Raw genomic sequence first — 19,256 nt, 5'->3', positions numbered from 1 at the left:
AAAACACTGCTATTAAGCAGTGTTTTTTTTATTTACACTATAAAAAAACAAAATCTCAAAAACTTTTACAATAGATTACCATAATGACAACATCATCTGTTTAATTAAAAAATAACCCACACAATGGAGAGAATTATTTTTTATCAAAACACTGATAAACAGAGCATTATAACAAAATTAAATATAATAAGTCGTAATTAAATTATATGTAAATATCAATCAAAATATAAACATATGTTTAAAGATATCACATCATATTAATGTTAAAAATGAAAATATCACAATGTAGAGTATAATTTTTATTGTATATTTGCTTAGCAACTAATTAAAATCTTGATCATGAAAACTAAACTTTACAGCTTAATGTTAGCATGTGCGACGTTACCATTATTCTCGCAAGTAGGTATCAATACAGCAACCCCATCCGCAACCTTAGACGTTAACGGGACACTGAAAGTTCGTGACACTCCCGCCGCTACAGCACTACCCGGATATCAAATTTTAGCAGTTAACCAGGGAACCACACAAGTGTTTTCGGTAGACCCGTCATTATTAAGCGCAGCTGCAGGAACCAATACATCTGTATATTCTGCAAAAAAAACAACAGGTATCACGCTTCTGAATTTAGGAGTTTTACCATCTGATTTCCAACCTGTCAGTTTTGTACAAGCGGATAGAACTATAGGAAGCGCAGCTTTGTTTACAAATGCTGACGGTTCTTATAATATTCCGTCCACTGGAGTATATGCGGTAGGATTCGCGTTCAGATACGGAACAGGATTACAGGCTTCATTACTATCAGGAACACCTGGTATTGCCATTGCAAGAACCAGATCGTCAGTAACCACCTTGATAGATACACGTCCCTTCAGTGGTGTTAACCTTGCATTAGCAGTTAACTTAACACTTTCCGATTCCAGCATTAATTCTTTGTATTCATTCCAGGCGGGTGACAAAATATCTTTCGGACTTGTAGATTCCGGTGTTGTCACAGCAGGATTATTAGGATCCAGTATTGCATCATTCTACGTTTACAAAGTATCAAACTAGTAAAAACATATTGTTAGTTATCTATACCATTTAACCCATCGCTTATACCGCGATGGGTTAATTTTTTAATAGCATATTAAACATTTCTTTATATTTGATAAAAACTAATGAAATGAATGAATTTGTTGCGGCTATCATCTTTATCATTATCTTCATCATTTTCAATAATCTGAATACCAAAATCAGAAAGTTGGAAAAGGAGATTTCAGATCTTAATTATAAAATCGATAATACTCCTCCGGCTCAGACTGAAGTAATTCATAAGAAAAACTCAACAGAAGAGACATCCTTCCCTCAGCAAGAGCAATCTCCGCTGGTTCATTATCAAAATATACAACCCAGTGAAGTAAATGAAAACATTTCAACACCAGTTCAAAAAGACTGGCTTGCTCCTGTTTCTGATTTTTTAAAACAAAACGCACTTACCATTATCGGTATTTTTACCCTTGTTCTCGGAATTGGTTATTTTGTAAAATACGCTATTGATAAAAACTGGATTGGAGAAGCAGCAAGAGCGGGAATCGGTTTTTGTATCGGAGCAGGAATCATTATAACCGGACATTTTCTCAGAAAAAATTACCAGGCTTTTTCTTCCATTATTACAGGAGGTGGAGTTGCCGTTTTATATTTCACGGCCACCATTGCCTTTCGTGAATATCATCTGTTTACCCAAAATACAGCTTTTATTATAACAGCACTGATTACCGCAGCCTCTATCATCCTGTCCTATTACTATAAAAATGAAGTATTGATTATCTTTTCACTGATTGGAGGTTTTGCAGCTCCCTTGATGATCAGCACAGGACAAAGTAACTACCTTTTCCTTTTTATTTATATTACCCTTTTAAATACAGGAATGCTGGCAGCCTCTTTTCTGCAGCACTGGAAAAGCGTGGGATGGACAGCTTATATTTTTACAACAGGATATCTCTTCTTTTGGACTAATGAAAGTCCTGAACTTTTAAGCATTACTTTTTATTTGATCAGTTATCTGATTTTCTACATTTTTGCCCTGCATGATTACTTCAGAAGAAATATACTTTCAACCTCTGATATTTTAATACTTGCTCTCGCTAATTTTTCAAGTATCCTGGGGCTTCTTTACATTTTTGATACATTAAAATATGACCCTCCGATTGTTTTCCCACTTATTTTTGCTGCTGTAAACGCTATTTTACTTTTCAGAGAATACACCCGCAAAAGCTTTGGAGTAGCTTATTCTGTATTTGCAGGGCTTGTTACCAGCCTTATAACCATTGCGGTTGCTATTCAGTTTAAAACGCATCTCATCACCAGTATCTGGGCCATAGAAACCACCCTGCTTCTTTTTATCTGGAAAAAAACAGGTCATAAGATTTTCAAAACCTTCTTTTATATCCTGTTTCCATTGGTGATGATCGCCCAACTTATAACCTGGACTGAATATTTTGGAACAAAAGATTTCAATATCATATTCAATCCTCCATTCATCACCAGTTCCTTTACTATTGTTTCCATCATGATTAATCTGTATTTACTAAGAAACACCGTGAAAGAGACACAGGAAAAAAGCAATAACATTTTTGAAGATCTTATTACCGCGATCAGTTATGGGGTTATCTATATTACTTTTCTTCTTGAAATCACTTATCATATTTCGGAAATGCCCTGGTCAGCCATTACCAGCACAGGACTTTTATTCAGTATTTATTATATTTTCATTTTATTGCTTTTCAGAAAACTGCTCAGCATCAGAAATGATGTTCAAAACCTACTAATTTATCTGTTTTTCTTCCTGTTCGTAATAAATACATCGGTTTCAACTCTTTCAGTTGTGACCGCTGTCTTAACAAAAAAGCTCAATTTAAGTTTTTATTTTCTTCATCTTCTGCAATGGATTCCTTTTATATATATAGGATACAGAATTATTCCTACTTCAGCGTTTCACAAGCAAAAGATTTCTTACTGGATACAGGCTCTGGCACTAATCATTTCTGTAAGCTGCGAGCTGCACCATTCTTATATTTTAATGGTTTCCAATAATCTTCCCCATTCTTATAAAGCGAGTGAACATTTCAATATTCTTTATCTTCCTATAACATGGACAATTCTTGCCAGTATATTTATTTATAAGGGCTTGAAAAAGAGTATCCAGGAATACAACAAGATTGGCTTTGTATTGATAGGTCTGATGGTATTAAAACTTTATGGGTATGATGTATGGCAAATGGATAATATTTCAAGAATAAGTGCCTTTATTGCTCTCGGAATCATTTTATTATTAAGCTCATTTGCTTTTCAACGCCTGAAAAATATGATCAGAAATATGGTGGATAAAAAAGACAAAACAGAAGAAAACACCGACTGACAATCAGGAAAAAAGTTTTTATTTCTAAATAGAATGTAAAACAATTCGAGATTTTATTCAGATTTTATAAAAAATAACTATATTTATCACGTTTTTAACAGTTACATATTCTGATTATGAAAAAACTATTCTATTCTTTTTTACTACTATCTTCTGCTACTTTATTGGCACAGCAAAAAAATCCTGCAGTAAAGTTTGCAGTGGCCGATAATGCCATTGGGACAGTAGAATTGTTCAATACCAAAAAGAACGTATTGCAGGTTTCAAAGGTATACAATACTCCAGCTAGTCTTCCCCAAAGCTTAAAAAAATACAGTTCTGTTTTTACAAAAGGCGTAACTGAATATAAGTTTAAAAACGGAGAAAATGTACTTGACAGAATGGCATTATCCAATATGAATGTTCAATATAATATCCCAGCAGATAATCCTGTATTTATTGAAGGATATGAATTTGCAGACACCAATACTTTGATATATCCTGAAATCAAGAAAAGAACAGAAACTAAAGATTACAACGGTAAGAAAACATTATTTATTTACACTACCGAATAATTAATAACATAAAAAAGGATGTCGTTTTTACAACATCCTTTTTTATTAGTATTTATTGTTCCACTTTTTCTTGAGCTCTTCGTAAATCTTCTTTTCCGTAGAATTATTTCCCGGCTCATATAGTTTCACATTCCTGATTTCTTCCGGAAGAAAATCCTGTTCCACAAAATTTCCTTCATAAGAATGGGCATATTTGTATTCTTTTCCGTAATCAAGGTCTTTCATCAATTTAGTAGGTGCATTCCTCAAATGAAGAGGTACGGGCAGGTTGCCCGTCTGCTTTACCAGAGCCAACGCATCATTGATAGCCATATAGGCAGAATTACTTTTGGGTGAAACCGCAAGATATACGGCTGTTTCACTTAGTATAATCCTTGCCTCAGGGTTTCCGATAACATTGATTGCCTGGAAACAATTATTGGCGACCACCAAAGCGTTAGGATTCGCCAACCCTACATCTTCAGCAGCAAGAATAAGCATTCTCCTTGCGATAAACTTGATATCTTCTCCCCCGGCAATCATTCTCGCCAGCCAATATACTGCTCCATTAGGATCACCTCCACGCATCGACTTGATAAAAGCTGAGATGATATCATAATGCTGCTCTCCGTTTTTATCATATAAAGCCATTGTTTCCTGGAGAACTTCAAGAACATCAGAATTCAGGATTTCCGTTGTACCCGAATTTTTATATTGATTCAAAACCAGCTCTACGGAATTGATCAGTTTTCTGGCATCACCACCGGAATACTGAATGAAAGCTTCTTTCTCAAGGATTTTAAAATCTGTTCCTTCATCTTTATTGTATCTTTCCGAAGCTATGTCTATTAACTCCTCCAGCTTTTCATAACTTAATGCTTTTAAGATATAAACCTGACTTCTTGAAAGTAATGCCGATACTACTTCAAAACTCGGATTTTCGGTAGTCGCACCAATCAATACAATCCAGCCTTTTTCTACCGCATGCAATAATGAATCCTGCTGCGATTTATTAAACCTGTGAATCTCATCAATAAACAAGATAGGTGATTTTCCAGAGAACAGATTCTGCTTTTTTGCATCTTCAATCACATCACGTACATCTTTCACACCGGAAGAAACAGCAGAAAGCTTATAAAATTTTCTCCCCGACTGTTCTGAGATAATTTCAGCCAGCGTTGTTTTTCCTGTTCCCGGAGGTCCCCATAAAATCAACGAATTCAAGGTATTATTTTCAATCATTTTTCTGATTGTTCCTTTATCGCCGGTAAGGTGCTCCTGTCCTAATACATCTTTCAGGGTTTTAGGTCTTAATTTTTCAGCTAATGGAATATTTTGATTCAAAGTACTTCTTTTTTAAGATCAATGTCCGGATTTTGATCTCCGAAACTTATAACAAATTTAAACTAATTTTCATTTTTTTACCCTATTTTTGCATTGTTTTGAAACTTACATTCAATAAAATCATTACATTTCCGCTGGTAATTTTGATCAAATTTTACCAATGGTTCATCTCGCCCTTACTTCCCAAAAACTGCCGTTACGAACCTACCTGTTCTCACTATATGATTGAGTCACTACAGGTGCATGGGGTTTTTAAAGGTTTCTGGCTGGGATTTAAAAGAATTTTAAGATGCCACCCCTGGGGAGGAAGCGGTTACGATCCCGTTCCACCCAAACATAAATGTCAATAATCAAACTATTAAATCAATAGAAAAATGAATACACTCTTTTTCAGAATTTATCTTGTGCTGTTTGCGTTCACCACGCAGCTTCTTTTTGCACAGGAATACCCTGGAGGTTTATCTGACGGAACTTTAGATATCAATGGAAACAATGTTCCTGTAAAAATCTACTCTACTACGGAGATGGGAGACCTTACGGCTTTTCCGGACAGAGAATCAGACAAGAACCAGTCTTTTGTTGTCATCCTTAATGAATCTAATTTTGAACCTTCTTATTACAATTATGGTGCTTCCACTTTAGCAAAGTACAAGGATTCAAAGTACCAGTTTTTCGATAAAAACTTTAAACTGATTGATACTGGTGTCACCAAAGAAAACATCACCACTTTCAAGTATGCAGTAAAATCTGTAAAACCTATCACTGATTCTGATAAAGTAGAACTTAAGACTTCATTTAAAATCTGGGATCCTTCAAAAGGTATTCACATCGGATCATTTACGCTTCACTTTTATAGTTTGATGTTTGTTTTTGCCTTTGGATTCGGGTATGTTTTAATGACGAGAATCTTTAAGATTGATAATGTGAACCAAAAATACCTTGAACCTCTGTTCACATGGACATTGATCGGGACAATTCTGGGAGCAAGATTAGGACATGTTATCTTTTATCAGCCGGAATTATTTAAAGAAGATTTCTGGAGTGTATTCCTGCCTATAAGCACAAAAAACGGTTTTAAATTTACTGGATTTTCAGGGCTGGCAAGCCATGGTGCTACCATTGCCTTGATTTTCACTACGCTTTATTATTCATTTAAAATCATTAAAAAAAATCCATTCTGGGTATATGACAGATTGGGTATTGTGGTTGCTTTAGGAGGAGCATTTGTAAGAATGGGGAACTTTTTCAACTCTGAAATCGTTGGAAAACCAGCTGACCCAAATTCTCCGTTTGCTTTGCTTTTCCCACAACAAAGCAGTGAGTATGGTCTTACTGTACCCCGTTATCCGAGCCAGTTATTTGAAGCCGTAGGATATGTCCTGTTGTTCATTCTATTATGGATATTGTACAGAAAAACAGATAAAAAATACCAGCAGGGATGGTTATTCGGTCTGTTTTTCATCATTCTTTGGGCGATCAGATTCTTTGTTGAGTTCCTTAAGGAGCCACAGGGAGATGAATTCATCCAGATCGGTGGTCTGAATACAGGTCAGGTTCTTTCGATTCCTTTTATGATTGCAGGGGTTGTCATCATGATCGTTTCCAAGAAATTTAAGATTACTGAAGCAGAAAACGAGAAACCGGAATAAACCATTTAAACTAAAAAATAAAAAGGCAAATTTGTAGAAATACAGATTTGCCTTTTTTATTAGCTGTTTACTTACAGATTTCTCTCCGCTTTCCTGTTCAGTTCTTCAAAAACAGACCCCAATGCATCAATGACATCAGTAGGCAGCATCGATTCTTTTGAATGTTTTTCTGAAGCAATATCGGCAGCTCTGCCATGCAGCCATACCCCCAGAATACAGGTTCTCTCTTCAGAATATTTCTGAGCCAGAAGAGAAGTGAGAACTCCGGTAAGAATATCTCCGCTTCCTCCTTTCGCCAATCCTGCGTTTCCGGTTATATTATAAAATACTTTTCCTTCCGGAGTAACAACCTGGGTATGGTGGTCTTTAAGAACAATATAAAGACCAAGATCTTTTGCCTTTTTCCTTGCCAGTTCAAGTCTTTCAAAAGAATTATCTGTACTTCCGAAAAGTCTTTCAAACTCTTTCGGGTGAGGAGTTATGATTGATTTTTTGGGAATGAGTTTCAAATTTTTTGGATCAATTGAAATAATATTCAATGCATCTGCATCGAGAACCAAAGGCTGAGAATAGTTTTTCAAAAAACTCAAAAAGCCTTTCTCTGTACCGGAATGGGTTCCTAATCCAGGGCCTGCACCACAGGTAACATCTTTGTCCATCTCAAAATTTGTGATAAACTGCTCCCCTCCTTGTATAAACATGGCTTCAGGGCATGAGGTCTGCAAAATATTGTATCCGCATTCCGGAGCGAGTGTAAAGGTCAGCCCTGCTCCGGTTTTCAAAGCAGATCGTGTTGCCAGCACTGCCGCTCCTATTTTTCCATAGCTTCCTCCTATGATGGCTGCCTTACCATAACTGCCTTTATGGGAAAATTCCTGTCTCGGAATGAATATCGAGCCCACTAGCTGATCATCAATTACAGAGTAATCAGAATCGGTTGTGTCTGCATATATTTTATTTAAATCAATATCCAGTACTATTATTTTTCCAGAATATTTTCCGGTTTCAGGATGAAGGAAGGTCTTTTTCCAGCATTGGAAAGTAAGGGTATAATCAGCTTTCAGAATAACAGGATCATGGTCAAACATTTCATCAGCAGACAATCCGGAAGGAACATCAATGGATATCTTAATATTCTTTTTAGTATTCAATTGCTCAACAAGCATTTTATATTCTCCTTCCAGCGGCCTGGATAATCCTGTTCCGAAAAGAGCATCGATAATGATTGTTTTATCATCAAAATTATATTGTTCTTTAGGATCAAATTTCCTGACTGAAATTCCGGATAAATCACGAAGTCTTTTCAGGTTAACAGAAGCATCTTCTGAAAATTTCTTTTTGGAATCGCTTACAAATACATCTACATCAAAACCTTTCAGATAAAGTATTCTTGCGACAGCCAGGCCGTCACCTCCGTTATTTCCGTTACCACAAAATACAGCCAGTTTCTTATGATTTTTACAATGTTCCGAAATCCAATGTGCAACAGCCATTGAAGCTCTTTCCATCAGTTGAATGGAGGAAACCGGCTCTTGAGAAATCGTGAACTGATCCCAGCTGCGTATCTGTTCTGCTGTAAAAACTTTCATAGGCAAATCAAACTTTTAAGCAAATTACAAAAGATTTTTCATTATGATGCCACGTCAATAACAAAAATAAAGAGACCTCACTAATGAGATAATATATCTTAAAAAAGCTGAAATATTCATTAAATCAAATTCTATAAATTTCTCATAAAATTCAATATTTTGGGAATAAAAAACCATAAAAAGTAGTGTTTTTTACATTTTTAAATTATATTTTTGTGTATATACTAATTAAAAAAATATAAATTATGGGATTTGTTAAAGAATTTAAAGAGTTTGCCTTTAAGGGCAATGTTCTCGATCTGGCTGTCGGTGTGATCATTGGGGCAGCATTTGGTAAAATTGTTTCGTCTTTGGTAGAAGATGTTATCACGCCTCTGATCTTAAACCCGGCATTGAAAGCAGCCGGTGCAGAAAATATTGCAAAACTTACATGGAATGGTGTTGCTTATGGAAACTTCCTTTCAGCAGTAATCAGTTTCCTTTGTATTGCGATGGTTCTTTTCTGGATCATCAAACTGGCTAATAAAGTGAACAAAAAAGAGGCTCCAGCTCCTGCCGGACCTACAGAAGATCAAAAATTACTTACTGAGATCAGAGATTTGTTGAAAAGCAAAAATATCTAATTTGTAAACTACATTTTAATATAAAAAGCACCTCGGTCTAACCAAGGTGCTTTATTTATAATATCATTTCCAAATTACTGAATCTGTAAGATGCTTGAAATCTGCTCTGCCAGGGAAAGACCGATTCTATCCTGTGCTTCAAGCGTAGAAGCTCCCGTATGAGGGGTAAGGGAGATTTTAGAATGAGTAAGGATTTCTTTAGAAGGTGTTGGCTCATTAATGAAAACATCTAATCCGGCAAATCTTACTTTACCTGAGTCCAAAGCTTGAATTAAAGCTGCTTCATCAATAACTCCTCCTCTTGAGCAGTTGACAACAGCCACTCCGTCTTTCATTATTTCAAACTCATTCTTTCCGATCATATAACCGTCCTTCTGTGCAGGAACGTGCAGAGTAATAAAGTCTGAATGTTTTAAAACATCCTGTAACGGCTCTGTTTCGATATCAACATTGATGAACTGGTTGTTGTAAAATTTCACTTTGATACTTGCTCTTCCGACGTTATTATCAGCTGCAATCACTCTCATCCCAAGTCCTAAAGCAATTCTTGCCACTTCCTGGCCGATTCTTCCCATTCCCACAATACCGATGGTTTTTCCTCTCAGTTCTATACCTGCAGCATATGCTTTTTTAAGACCTGCAAATTCAGTATCTCCTACAACTGGCATTTTTCTGTTAGAATCCTGAAGAAATCTAGCCCCGGAAAACAAATGGGCGAAAACAAGCTCAGCCACAGATTCCGATGATGCTGAAGGAGTGTTGATCACATGAATCCCTTTTTCTCTTGCATAATCTACATCAATATTATCCATACCAACCCCCCCTCTTCCAATAATGTCGATGGACGGACATCCATCAATAATATCTTTTCTTACCTGTGTGGCACTTCTCACCAATAATGTGCGGATTTTGTGCTCATTAATATAATCTACTAAAAATTCCTGGGGAACTTTTGTAGTAATCACCTCAAAGCCTTTTTCTGTCAATGCATCTATTCCAGATTGATCCAGGCCGTCGTTTGCTAAAACTTTCATAAAATATCAAGTATATTAAAAAATGAAAGATTTAAAAATTAAAGGTACTGGTTCACATTTAATCTTTAAATCTTTGAATTATATTTTTATTCGCCGTCTTCTTTGAATACCTCAATGGTCACTTGTTTTTCTACCAAATCCGTAAATCTTCCTTTGTATCTTGTAGCTCTTACCAGGTGGTTGTCTATCCAGTGATAATTTCCTCCTCTTGGTTTTCCGCAAAGCACGCTGTGGTATTTGAAGCCATGCTTATCCAGCCAGTCGATCGTAATTTGTTTCAGATTTTCGGTTCTTGAAGTAAAAAAGCAGATCTGATGTCCTTCGTCATACCATCTGTTGATCGTTTCCAGAGCATCAGGGTAGGGTTCGCAGGTAACCATTCTTTCCGGCTCTTCATTGGGAACGTCATCGGTAATGGTTCCGTCGATATCTATTAAGTAATTTTTTATTCCATCCTTTAGAATAGGACTAATGTGTTCAATGTATTCTAATTCCATTACTAAATATTAAAAAACAAAGTTAGCGTTTTTACAACTATCAGGCATATTAATCTTAGTTTATGTTAATATTTTACTACAAAAACTATTATTTAAAGAATAATATCAATATTTTATTCATTATTTACCCTGAAATAGTTAATAATTTTCGTTTTGCATTTCTTTTTTTAAATAAGAAAGTGGAGGTTTTAAAGAAAATCAGTCTGTGAATGGATGTATTATCTGTAAACTTTCATCATTTTATTAGTCTTATTACAAAAAGCATGATGTTTATCTAAAAATTTCCAAAATACATTTATTACTCTTACATTTGTAGGAATGGAAGAATTTGTCGTTTTAGTAAATCCTGAAGATGAGGTTTTAGGGCTGATGGAGAAACAGCAGGCTCACATCAATGGCTTGTTACACCGTGCTTTTTCTGTATTTCTTTTCAATAATAAAGGAGAAATGCTATTGCAGAAAAGAGCGTCAGGAAAATACCATTCTCCCAATCAATGGACCAATGCGGTATGCTCACACCCCCGAGAAGGAGAAACTTATCTGAAAGGAGCAGTACGCAGACTGAAGGAAGAATTGGGAATTGAAGCTGATCTTTCCGAAAAATTCCATTTTATTTACAAAGCAGATGTAGGCGGTGGTCTTTGGGAGCACGAGCTGGATCATGTGTTTGTGGGAAATCATGAAACTGATTTCAATTTAAATAAAGATGAAGTGGAAGAAGTAAGATTCATTTCTATGGAAGATCTTGATAAGGAAATTTCCGAACATCCTGAAAACTTTACAGAATGGTTCAAAATCATCCTCGAAGAATACAAACACCATTTTTAATGATGAAAAAAATATTGCTTTTTTCTGCTTTTTTGACAGGAAGCCTGTTTTTTGCCCAAAAGGCAGGTGTATTTGACACTCCGAATTACTCTATCAATGTTCCTGAAGGCTGGAAATCCACAAACGACAGTGAGATCATCAATATTTTCCCTACCAGCCAGATAGGTGCTATTACCATCTCGGAATATCATGATCTTCCCCTTCCGAAAGAAGAAGTGAAAAAATTTATCCTTGCCCTTTATCAATCAAATGACGAAGAGAAAAAAGTAAAAGAAAAAAAGAGCCAGAAAGGGTATACGGAGTACTTCTATGAGCATTTCGATGAAAAAGAGAAGCTGTTCTGGGTAACCAAAGCTTTTCAAAAAGATAAAAACTTATATTTGGTTTCCATCAACTGTGGCCAGAAGTTCTGGAACGGAAACTATATGACCCTATTCAATGAGACTTTTAACAGTTTTAAAATAAAGAAATAAAAATTAAATATGAAGAAAACAGCCTTGTACGACAAACATGTTTCTTTGGGAGCTAAGATCGTACCTTTCGCAGGTTTTGAAATGCCTGTTCAATATTCAGGGGTTACAGAAGAGCACTTTGCCGTAAGAGAAAAAGCAGGATTATTTGATGTTTCCCACATGGGACAGTTTTTCATCGAAGGGCCGGGTTCAAAAGACCTTTTGCAGTATGTAACTACCAACAATGTAGATGCACTTGAAAACGGAAAAGCTCAATATTCTTGCCTTCCGAACGAAAACGGCGGAATTGTAGATGACCTTATTGTTTACAAGATGGAAGATGACAAATATTTTGTAGTAGTCAACGCATCCAACATCGACAAAGACTGGAATCATATTTCAAAATACAATACTTTCGGGGCTAAAATGACCAATGCTTCTGATGAGATGTCATTATTGGCAGTTCAGGGGCCTAAAGCTACTGAAATTCTTCAAAAGCTTACGGACGTAAATCTTTCAGAAATTCCTTACTATCATTTTACTGTAGGAACTGTTGCGGGCGAAAACGATGTAATTATTTCAAACACAGGATACACAGGAAGCGGTGGTTTTGAGATTTATTTCAATAACGGAAGTGCTGAAAAACTTTGGGATGCCGTAATGGAAGCTGGTAAAGAAGAAGGAATTATTCCTTGCGGATTGGCTGCCAGAGATACTTTAAGATTAGAAAAAGGATTCTGCCTGTACGGAAATGATATAGATGATACAACGTCTCCGATTGAAGCCGGTTTAGGATGGATCACTAAGTTTGACAAAGACTTCGTTTCTAAAGATGTTTTCGCAAAACAAAAAGAAGAAGGAGTTACAAGAAAACTAGTAGGTTTCGAACTGACAGACAAAGGAGTTCCAAGACATGATTATCCTGTAGTGGATGCTGAAGGAAATGTAATCGGGAAAGTAACTTCCGGAACACAGTCTCCAATGAAAAAAGTAGGTCTAGGACTTGCTTATGTAGACAAACCTCACTTCAAATTAGGTTCTGAAATCTTCATTCAGGTAAGAAACAAGAACATTCCTGCAAAAGTGGTAAAAGCTCCTTTTGTATAATCTGTTCAAAAGATATAAGAAATAATAAATCAGCCCCGCAAAAATTGCGGGGCTGATTTTATAAAATTTTAGTGTGAAATATATTTTACCAGGGAAGCTCCATTTTCAAGATTCAAATTGAGCCTTTCAATGAAAAAGCGGACATCTTTTATAAAGTTGTCTTTCAGATATTCTTCTTCTATATCGTGCCCCCAGCTGATTCTTTTATAAAATTCAGGATTTTCTGCTAATGCATGTTCCAGTTCAATCAGTTTCACATGTAAAGGTTCTATACTTGTAAAACCTTCGTATTCTTCAGTATAATCCCAGAAATCCAACAAAGTAAGATCAACATTTAAAACTCTTTCGACTTGCCTTAACAGTCGATCTTCATCACCTGCATCCACATCTCCATCTCCTGTCATTATTAAGTTTAAGCCGTTTCTATGATCAAAATGGTAACGGTCTCTAAGCTCCAAATACTTTTCAAATGGTTCTTTCACATCAAAAATGAGATAGATCTCTAATCCAAATCCCATATACGCTATATCACACCAAAGAACTTCTGCAATTCTTCAACGTTCTTCTTATCATTTCCTACGAAAATCTCCTTATCTGTCACAAAAACAGGTCTTTTAAGGAAAGTATAATGATCCAGCAGTAACTCTTTAAAATCTTTCTCTGTCAAAGACTTTACATCCAGCCCTCTCAATTTAATCTGAGTGGATTTTTTACTGAATAATGCTTCGTATGATTCTGTTTTCTTATGCATTTCCGCCAATTCCTCTTTTGTGATGGGCTCTTTTTTAATTTCGCGAAGTTCCCAGCCTGTAAGGTCAAATTGGGCTAAAATTTTTCTACATGTATCACAAGTGTTGAGATAAAATACTTTCTTCATTACGGGTTCTAAATCTGTTATGGGTTAAAATTCTCTTTCACTGAAAGTTTCGTCTTTCAAAAGTAGGATTTAATCTAAAACTTTGGAAATTATTAAATAACTTTATTCAAATTTTATAAAGATGCAGAACAAGCCTATTACTTTTCAGTTTATTTCGGAGCCTTCAGATGTTAATTACGGAGGAAATGTACATGGAGGAAGTGTTATGAAATGGATTGACCAGGCCGGTTATGCATGCGCGACAACCTGGAGTGGTAATTATTCTGTCACTGTTTATGTAGGCGGAATTCGTTTTTATGATCCTATTAAAATCGGGGAAGTAGTAAAAGTAGACGCTCAGGTGATCTATACCGGAACTTCAAGCATGCATATTGCCATCAATGTTTTTTCAAGAAATTTAAAACAGCCCAACTTTGAGAAGAAAACACATTGTATTATCGTATTTGTAGCTGTGGATGAAAATGGAAAAAAACTCCCTGTTCCCAAATGGACACCGGAAACAGAGGAAGAAAAACAGCTTGAAATGTATGCCAAACGCCTGATGGAGCTGAGAACGCAGATTGAAGATGAAATGAAACCTTTTTTGTAAGAGCGGGTTTCGGGATGCGAGATTGCAGGATTTGAGTTTTAAGGTTTTGGGAAACCAGTAACAAAAAACAACCAATCACATGATATGAAAAGTTTTTTTACTTTAACAGCATTGCTTGTAACAGCTTTGGTGCAGTCTCAGACACACCGGTTTATTTATGAACTTCAGTATAAAATGGATTCTACCGAGGCTGGATATGAAAAAGTAAATATGACCCTCGATATCACTCCGAAGGAAGTAAAATTCTATGGGAAAGATCTCGCCATCAGAGACTCACTGAATAAAAAATTCGGAACGAACTTCAGCTATACTGATATGACCGGACAGATAGTCAAAAGAAAGATCAATTCTTTTGATAATGAAAATTTCATCAATATTAAAAACGGATATTATACATTTAAAACTACAGATAAGATCAATTGGACGATTGCTGATGAGATAAAAAAGGTAGAAAACTATACTTTACAAAAAGCAACTACAAAATTTGGAGGGAGAAGCTGGACGGCCTGGTTCTGTAAAGATATTCCATTTAATGAAGGGCCATTTAAACTGCGTGGATTGCCCGGTTTAATCTTTGAGCTATCAGATGCTAAGAAAAATTTCCTTTATACGCTCGTGAAAAGCAGAGAACTTCCGGAAGTTTCCCCTACTTCAGATTTCCTGGAATCCAGCTTTGGTAATAAAGCAATTCCTATTAACGAAAAGCAAAAACATAAGCTGCTCATGGAGTTTTATAATGATCCTTTTGCTTTTGAAAGAAATAATATCAGCAAATCCAATAATGACCTTAGAATTAATATCAACGGAAAGGAAATTCATAATGTTGATGAACTGAATACGCAAACCAAAAGCATGCAGGAGGTTATCAGAAAATATAATAATCCGATTGAAATCAATAAGGCGATGCATTATCCGGTATATTAAAGCTATGGTTATTTTAAGTTTGGGCTAAAGCCAATGGGATTTAAAATTTATTTGGCTGGGCTAAAGCCCACCCCTATTGAATTTTAACAACAATATCTTTTATCTTTTATCTTTTTACCATAATTCATATATTTGCATCATCAAAAGGAAATGGTGTTCTTCCTTACCCAACCGCTTTACAAAAGCTGATGACGCCTGATTAAAAGATTATTAACAAATAACTAATCAGGATTACTATGTCAAAAAGTCAAAGAACACCAGGTAAAAAAGCAATTTTTCATACTCGTTTTTTCTTCAGAAAATTTCCGGCAGTTCCTTATATTTTAAAATGGCTGTGTATCAGTATCATCATTGGTATATTGGTAGGAACAGCTTCTGCAGGATTTCTTCAGTCTTTAGAATGGGCAACAAACTTCAGAGAAAATCATCTCTGGCTGATTGCTTTACTTCCTGCTGCAGGATTTCTGATAGGGCTTCTTTATTATTATTTCGGAAAAGATGTGGAGGCTGGAAATAACCTGTTGATTGATACCATCCATGAGCCCAAGGGAATTATTCCTTTTAAAATGGCTCCTTTTGTCTATCTGGGAACAATTGCAACGCATTTTTTCGGAGGTTCTGCGGGCCGTGAAGGAACAGCTCTTCAGATGGCGGGTGCCATCGCGGATCAGCTCACCAGGCCTTTTAAACTTGACAGAAATGAAAGAAAAATATTAATTATTGCTGCTATTGCTGCCGGATTTGGCTCCGTTTTCGGAACACCACTGGCAGGAGCCGTTTTTGGTCTTGAAGTTTTTCTGATCGGAAGGATTCGTTACAATGCAATCTTTCCGGCATTTGCTTCCGCAATTCTGGCAGACTGGGCTACCAATCTATGGAATGTAAAACATACCCATTACCATATTGATTTTATTCCGAAACTTGAATTTTTACCAATTCTATACAGCATTCTGGCAGGAATAGCTTTTGGAATCTGCGCGGCCGCTTTCAGTAAAATCATCCACTGGATGGGCTCTGTCTTTAAATCAAATATCAAATACCCTCCGCTTCGTCCTGTAGTGGGAGGAATTATTATAGCACTTGCCGTTTTTGCGATGGGAACAACCCGTTATATAGGACTGGGAGTTCCTGTGATCATAGAATCTTTTGAAAAACAGCTTCCACTGTATGATTTTGCTTTAAAAATGATTTTTACCATTGTTACCCTTTCAGCCGGATTTAAAGGTGGAGAAGTGACACCCTTGTTCTTCATTGGTGCTACCTTAGGCAGTGCTTTATCACTTTTCATCCCATTACCGTTCGGATTATTGGCAGGAATGGGATTTGTAGCCGTATTTGCCGGAGCTACCAATACTCCTTTGGCCTGTATGCTGATGGGAATTGAATTATTCGGAGCAGAATGCGGTGTATATGTAGCTATTGCGTGTGTCGTTTCTTATCTTCTTTCCGGTCATAATAGTATTTATACAAAACAAAAGATTGGAGAGGCAAAAAACAGAAGATTTGAAAGTCAGCAGGACAAGTCTGTTTCGGATTTTTTATAAGGGGTTTCGAGATTCGTGGTGCAGGTTACGAGATGCGGGATGCGGGGTCACAATTATTTGTTTATTTTGTTGCTGGATGCTGGTTTTTATTGATTCTTAGTTCTTCACTTATAAAGATCTTGAACCCAAAATCCCTCAAACTTAAAACCCCGAAACTCGCAACACGCATCTCATCACCCTCAAACTCTCCCGCTCTCAAACTCCCTTCATCATTTCCAACTATAATTCGTAATTTTACCCCATGTTCGATTACAGATTAAAAGTTTTCCATACGGTGGCTACCCGATTAAGCTTCACCAAGGCTTCAGAGGAGCTACACATCTCACAACCTGCCGTCACTAAACACATTAAAGAAATTGAAACTCAGATAGGTGCTAAGCTATTTGACCGTAAAGGAACTTCTATCCAGCTGACCCAAAGCGGAAAAATCCTGTTTGAACATGCAGAAAAGATCAGAAACATCTATCGTGATATGGAGTTTGAGATCAGCCAGATCAGCCAGCAGCATAAAGGAAAACTGATTATCGGGGCGAGTACAACCGTTGCACAGTATATTTTACCAGAGATTTTAGCCAAATTCAATTCTTATTATAAAGATATTAAGATTGAGCTTCTTACCGGAAATACGGAAACCATCTCAACACTTTTAAAAGAAGAGAAAATTGACCTGGGTATCATTGAAGGGGAATCACAGTCTTCTTATTTTGAATATAAAACGTTTAAGCCCGATGAGATTGTACTGGCCGCAAAGTCAGATCACCCTCTTGCCCATAAAACATTAAGCTTAAAAGATCTTTATCAGCTGGATTTTATCTTCAGGGAACAAGGTTCCGGAACACTTGAATTCATCCAAAACAGGCTTAAAGAAAAGGAAATCAATATCCATGAATTGAATACTGTTATGCAATTGGGAAGCAGTGAAAGTATCAAAAATTATCTTCTTCATTCGGAATGTATGGCGTTTCTTTCTATCAGTACTATCTTGAATGAACTGAAAAACAATGTACTTACGGTCATTGACATTAAAAATTTCAGTATTGAAAGAGATTTTCATTTTATCCTGCCTAAAGGCGAACAATCTGAACTGATCAAACTTTTTTTGAGGTTTGCAGAATAAGCAATAAGCAATAAGCAATAAGCAATAAGCAATAAGCAATAAGCAATAAGCAATAAGCAATAAGCAATAAGCAATAAGCAATAAGCAATAAGCAATAAGCAAAGATATAACTTTTAGTTATCCAATATAACAAAATACGATTTACTTTGTAATACTATTTTCTGGACTTTTGATACTTATTTTAAAAGTTCGCATTATGAAAGATTTCATTCAAAATGAAATAACAAGGAAAGTATTTTTTATTGTTTTGGCTGTATTATGCCTTACACCTTTTATATCTTCTCCAATTGCTCTTGCTTTGGGATTTGCCCTGGCTGTTTTTATCGGAAACCCTTTTGAAAAACACCTTCATCAATATATTCATTTACTGCTGCAGATTTCAATAGTAGGTCTTGGATTCGGGCTGAAACTTGATGAAGCGCTTCATGCCGGAAAAACAGGCTTGATGCTGACTGTTGTAAGTATTGTCACCGTTATGGTTTTAGGATATTTTCTGGGAAAATTATTTAAACTGGAAAGACCTTTATCTTATCTTCTCTCCGCAGGAACTGCTATTTGTGGCGGGAGTGCTATTGCTGCTGTTTCCCCCATCATTAAACCTAATACAAAACAAATTTCTCTTGCACTGGCTATTGTTTTTACCTTAAATTCGGTTGCCTTGTTTGTATATCCTGCAATAGGACACCTGCTGAATCTTTCACAGGAGCAGTTTGGACTTTGGTGTGCTGTGGGAATTCACGATACGAGTTCTGTAGTAGGTGCTGCCAGCAAATATGGAGATGAAGCCTTGAAAATAGCAACTACTGTGAAATTGGCTCGCGCTTTATGGATTATCCCTGTTTCACTGATTACCATGTTTATTTTTAAAAGTAAAGATTCCAAAATAAAGATTCCGTGGTTTATCGGGTATTTCATTGTGGCGATCCTTTTGAATACTTATTTCCCATATCTTGAGCGCTTCAGCACTTCAATTACTGTTCTGGCAAAATCCGGTCTGAATCTGACCTTATTTTTGATTGGTTCTACCCTTTCTATTCAAACGATGAAATCAATCGGATTAAAACCTTTGGTTATGGCAATTATCCTATGGATCATCATAAGTGTTGGCAGTCTTCTTTACATTATCTATTAAAAAGAGCAGAACCCTTTTGG

The 19,256-nt window shown here is 36.1% G+C and carries 20 protein-coding genes and 1 riboswitch; of the genes, 14 read left to right on the top strand and 6 right to left on the bottom strand.

Annotated features, from left to right (window positions below):
* Positions 1-339: 339 nt before the first annotated feature.
* The 3 genes from DEU39_RS00730 (at position 340) to DEU39_RS00720 (ending at position 3,951) form a co-directional block, all read left to right on the top strand.
* Positions 340-1,050, top strand: a complete 711-nt coding sequence (locus DEU39_RS00730) for a hypothetical protein (protein ID WP_120230552.1) — start codon at positions 340-342, stop codon at positions 1,048-1,050.
* A 112-nt stretch (positions 1,051-1,162) separates the two neighbouring features.
* Positions 1,163-3,397: a DUF2339 domain-containing protein gene (locus DEU39_RS00725; RefSeq protein ID WP_120230551.1), complete on the top strand. Its 2,235-nt coding sequence runs from the start codon at positions 1,163-1,165 to the stop codon at positions 3,395-3,397.
* A gap of 116 nt (positions 3,398-3,513) precedes the next feature.
* Positions 3,514-3,951, top strand: a complete 438-nt coding sequence (locus DEU39_RS00720) for a hypothetical protein (protein ID WP_062670870.1) — start codon at positions 3,514-3,516, stop codon at positions 3,949-3,951.
* Between the two features lie 45 nt (positions 3,952-3,996).
* Here the strand turns inward: DEU39_RS00720 and DEU39_RS00715 are convergent, their stop codons facing one another.
* Entirely contained in the window at positions 3,997-5,274 is a 1,278-nt protein-coding gene (locus tag DEU39_RS00715; protein ID WP_120230550.1) for a replication-associated recombination protein A, read from the bottom strand.
* Between the two features lie 98 nt (positions 5,275-5,372).
* Between DEU39_RS00715 and yidD the strand changes: the two genes are divergently transcribed.
* Together yidD and lgt are read left to right on the top strand one after the other, a co-directional pair.
* Entirely contained in the window at positions 5,373-5,624 is a 252-nt protein-coding gene (gene yidD, locus DEU39_RS00710; RefSeq protein ID WP_034695943.1) for a membrane protein insertion efficiency factor YidD, read from the top strand.
* Positions 5,625-6,074: 450 nt separating this feature from the next.
* Positions 6,075-6,923 (top strand): prolipoprotein diacylglyceryl transferase, encoded by an 849-nt coding sequence (gene lgt / locus DEU39_RS00705; RefSeq protein WP_120232173.1) that lies wholly within the window; start codon positions 6,075-6,077, stop codon positions 6,921-6,923.
* 71 nt (positions 6,924-6,994) lie between these two features.
* Here lgt and DEU39_RS00700 read toward each other — a convergent pair whose 3' ends face one another.
* Complete coding sequence (locus tag DEU39_RS00700; RefSeq protein ID WP_183037355.1) at positions 6,995-8,512, bottom strand: NAD(P)H-hydrate dehydratase; 1,518 nt, start codon at positions 8,510-8,512, stop codon at positions 6,995-6,997.
* Between the two features lie 245 nt (positions 8,513-8,757).
* Here DEU39_RS00700 and mscL point away from each other — a divergent pair, with 245 nt between their 5' ends.
* Complete coding sequence (mscL, locus tag DEU39_RS00695) at positions 8,758-9,135, top strand: large conductance mechanosensitive channel protein MscL (protein WP_034695945.1); 378 nt, start codon at positions 8,758-8,760, stop codon at positions 9,133-9,135.
* A 74-nt stretch (positions 9,136-9,209) separates the two neighbouring features.
* Here mscL and DEU39_RS00690 read toward each other — a convergent pair whose 3' ends face one another.
* Both DEU39_RS00690 and DEU39_RS00685 read right to left on the bottom strand, forming a co-directional pair.
* The gene (locus DEU39_RS00690) at positions 9,210-10,169 is read right to left on the bottom strand and encodes a D-2-hydroxyacid dehydrogenase (RefSeq protein WP_062670879.1); all 960 of its coding nucleotides are present in this window, start codon (positions 10,167-10,169) and stop codon (positions 9,210-9,212) included.
* An 86-nt stretch (positions 10,170-10,255) separates the two neighbouring features.
* The gene (locus DEU39_RS00685; RefSeq protein WP_002980498.1) at positions 10,256-10,666 is read right to left on the bottom strand and encodes a phosphoheptose isomerase; all 411 of its coding nucleotides are present in this window, start codon (positions 10,664-10,666) and stop codon (positions 10,256-10,258) included.
* A 318-nt stretch (positions 10,667-10,984) separates the two neighbouring features.
* On the opposite strand from DEU39_RS00685, the gene idi reads away from it, so the two are divergent.
* The 3 genes from idi to gcvT are packed head-to-tail and all read left to right on the top strand — an operon-like array spanning position 10,985 to position 13,053.
* Positions 10,985-11,494, top strand: a complete 510-nt coding sequence (gene idi / locus DEU39_RS00680; protein ID WP_120230547.1) for an isopentenyl-diphosphate Delta-isomerase — start codon at positions 10,985-10,987, stop codon at positions 11,492-11,494.
* Positions 11,494-11,967 (top strand): hypothetical protein, encoded by a 474-nt coding sequence (locus DEU39_RS00675; RefSeq protein ID WP_120230546.1) that lies wholly within the window; start codon positions 11,494-11,496, stop codon positions 11,965-11,967. The genes idi and DEU39_RS00675 overlap by 1 nt, the downstream gene beginning before the upstream one ends.
* Positions 11,968-11,976: 9 nt before the next feature.
* The gene (gene gcvT, locus DEU39_RS00670; protein ID WP_120230545.1) at positions 11,977-13,053 is read left to right on the top strand and encodes a glycine cleavage system aminomethyltransferase GcvT; all 1,077 of its coding nucleotides are present in this window, start codon (positions 11,977-11,979) and stop codon (positions 13,051-13,053) included.
* Positions 13,054-13,121: 68 nt separating this feature from the next.
* Here gcvT and DEU39_RS00665 read toward each other — a convergent pair whose 3' ends face one another.
* Positions 13,122-13,571, bottom strand: coding sequence for a hypothetical protein (locus DEU39_RS00665; protein ID WP_120230544.1), 450 nt, complete (start codon positions 13,569-13,571; stop codon positions 13,122-13,124).
* 5 nt (positions 13,572-13,576) lie between these two features.
* Positions 13,577-13,930 (bottom strand): arsenate reductase family protein, encoded by a 354-nt coding sequence (locus tag DEU39_RS00660; protein ID WP_120230543.1) that lies wholly within the window; start codon positions 13,928-13,930, stop codon positions 13,577-13,579.
* Between the two features lie 121 nt (positions 13,931-14,051).
* Between DEU39_RS00660 and DEU39_RS00655 the strand changes: the two genes are divergently transcribed.
* The 5 genes from DEU39_RS00655 (at position 14,052) to DEU39_RS00635 (ending at position 19,236) form a co-directional block, all read left to right on the top strand.
* Positions 14,052-14,519, top strand: a complete 468-nt coding sequence (locus tag DEU39_RS00655) for an acyl-CoA thioesterase (RefSeq protein ID WP_002980508.1) — start codon at positions 14,052-14,054, stop codon at positions 14,517-14,519.
* 84 nt (positions 14,520-14,603) lie between these two features.
* Positions 14,604-15,443, top strand: a complete 840-nt coding sequence (locus DEU39_RS00650; protein ID WP_120230542.1) for a GLPGLI family protein — start codon at positions 14,604-14,606, stop codon at positions 15,441-15,443.
* Between the two features lie 137 nt (positions 15,444-15,580).
* Positions 15,581-15,648, top strand: a riboswitch (Fluoride riboswitch).
* A gap of 31 nt (positions 15,649-15,679) precedes the next feature.
* A complete protein-coding gene (locus DEU39_RS00645) occupies positions 15,680-16,987 on the top strand; it encodes a voltage-gated chloride channel family protein (RefSeq protein WP_120230541.1) in 1,308 nt (435 codons plus the stop codon).
* Between the two features lie 241 nt (positions 16,988-17,228).
* Positions 17,229-18,104: a LysR family transcriptional regulator gene (locus DEU39_RS00640; protein ID WP_120230540.1), complete on the top strand. Its 876-nt coding sequence runs from the start codon at positions 17,229-17,231 to the stop codon at positions 18,102-18,104.
* 196 nt (positions 18,105-18,300) lie between these two features.
* Positions 18,301-19,236: a YeiH family protein gene (locus tag DEU39_RS00635; RefSeq protein ID WP_120230539.1), complete on the top strand. Its 936-nt coding sequence runs from the start codon at positions 18,301-18,303 to the stop codon at positions 19,234-19,236.
* The last annotated feature ends 20 nt before the right edge of the window (positions 19,237-19,256 follow it).

The organism is Chryseobacterium sp. AG363 (genome assembly GCF_003610675.1).
In the GTDB taxonomy this organism is placed as follows: Bacteria; Bacteroidota; Bacteroidia; order Flavobacteriales; family Weeksellaceae; genus Chryseobacterium; species Chryseobacterium cucumeris.
Note: the sequence above shows the minus strand (reverse complement) of the source record. Positions and strands in the feature narration are given on the sequence as shown.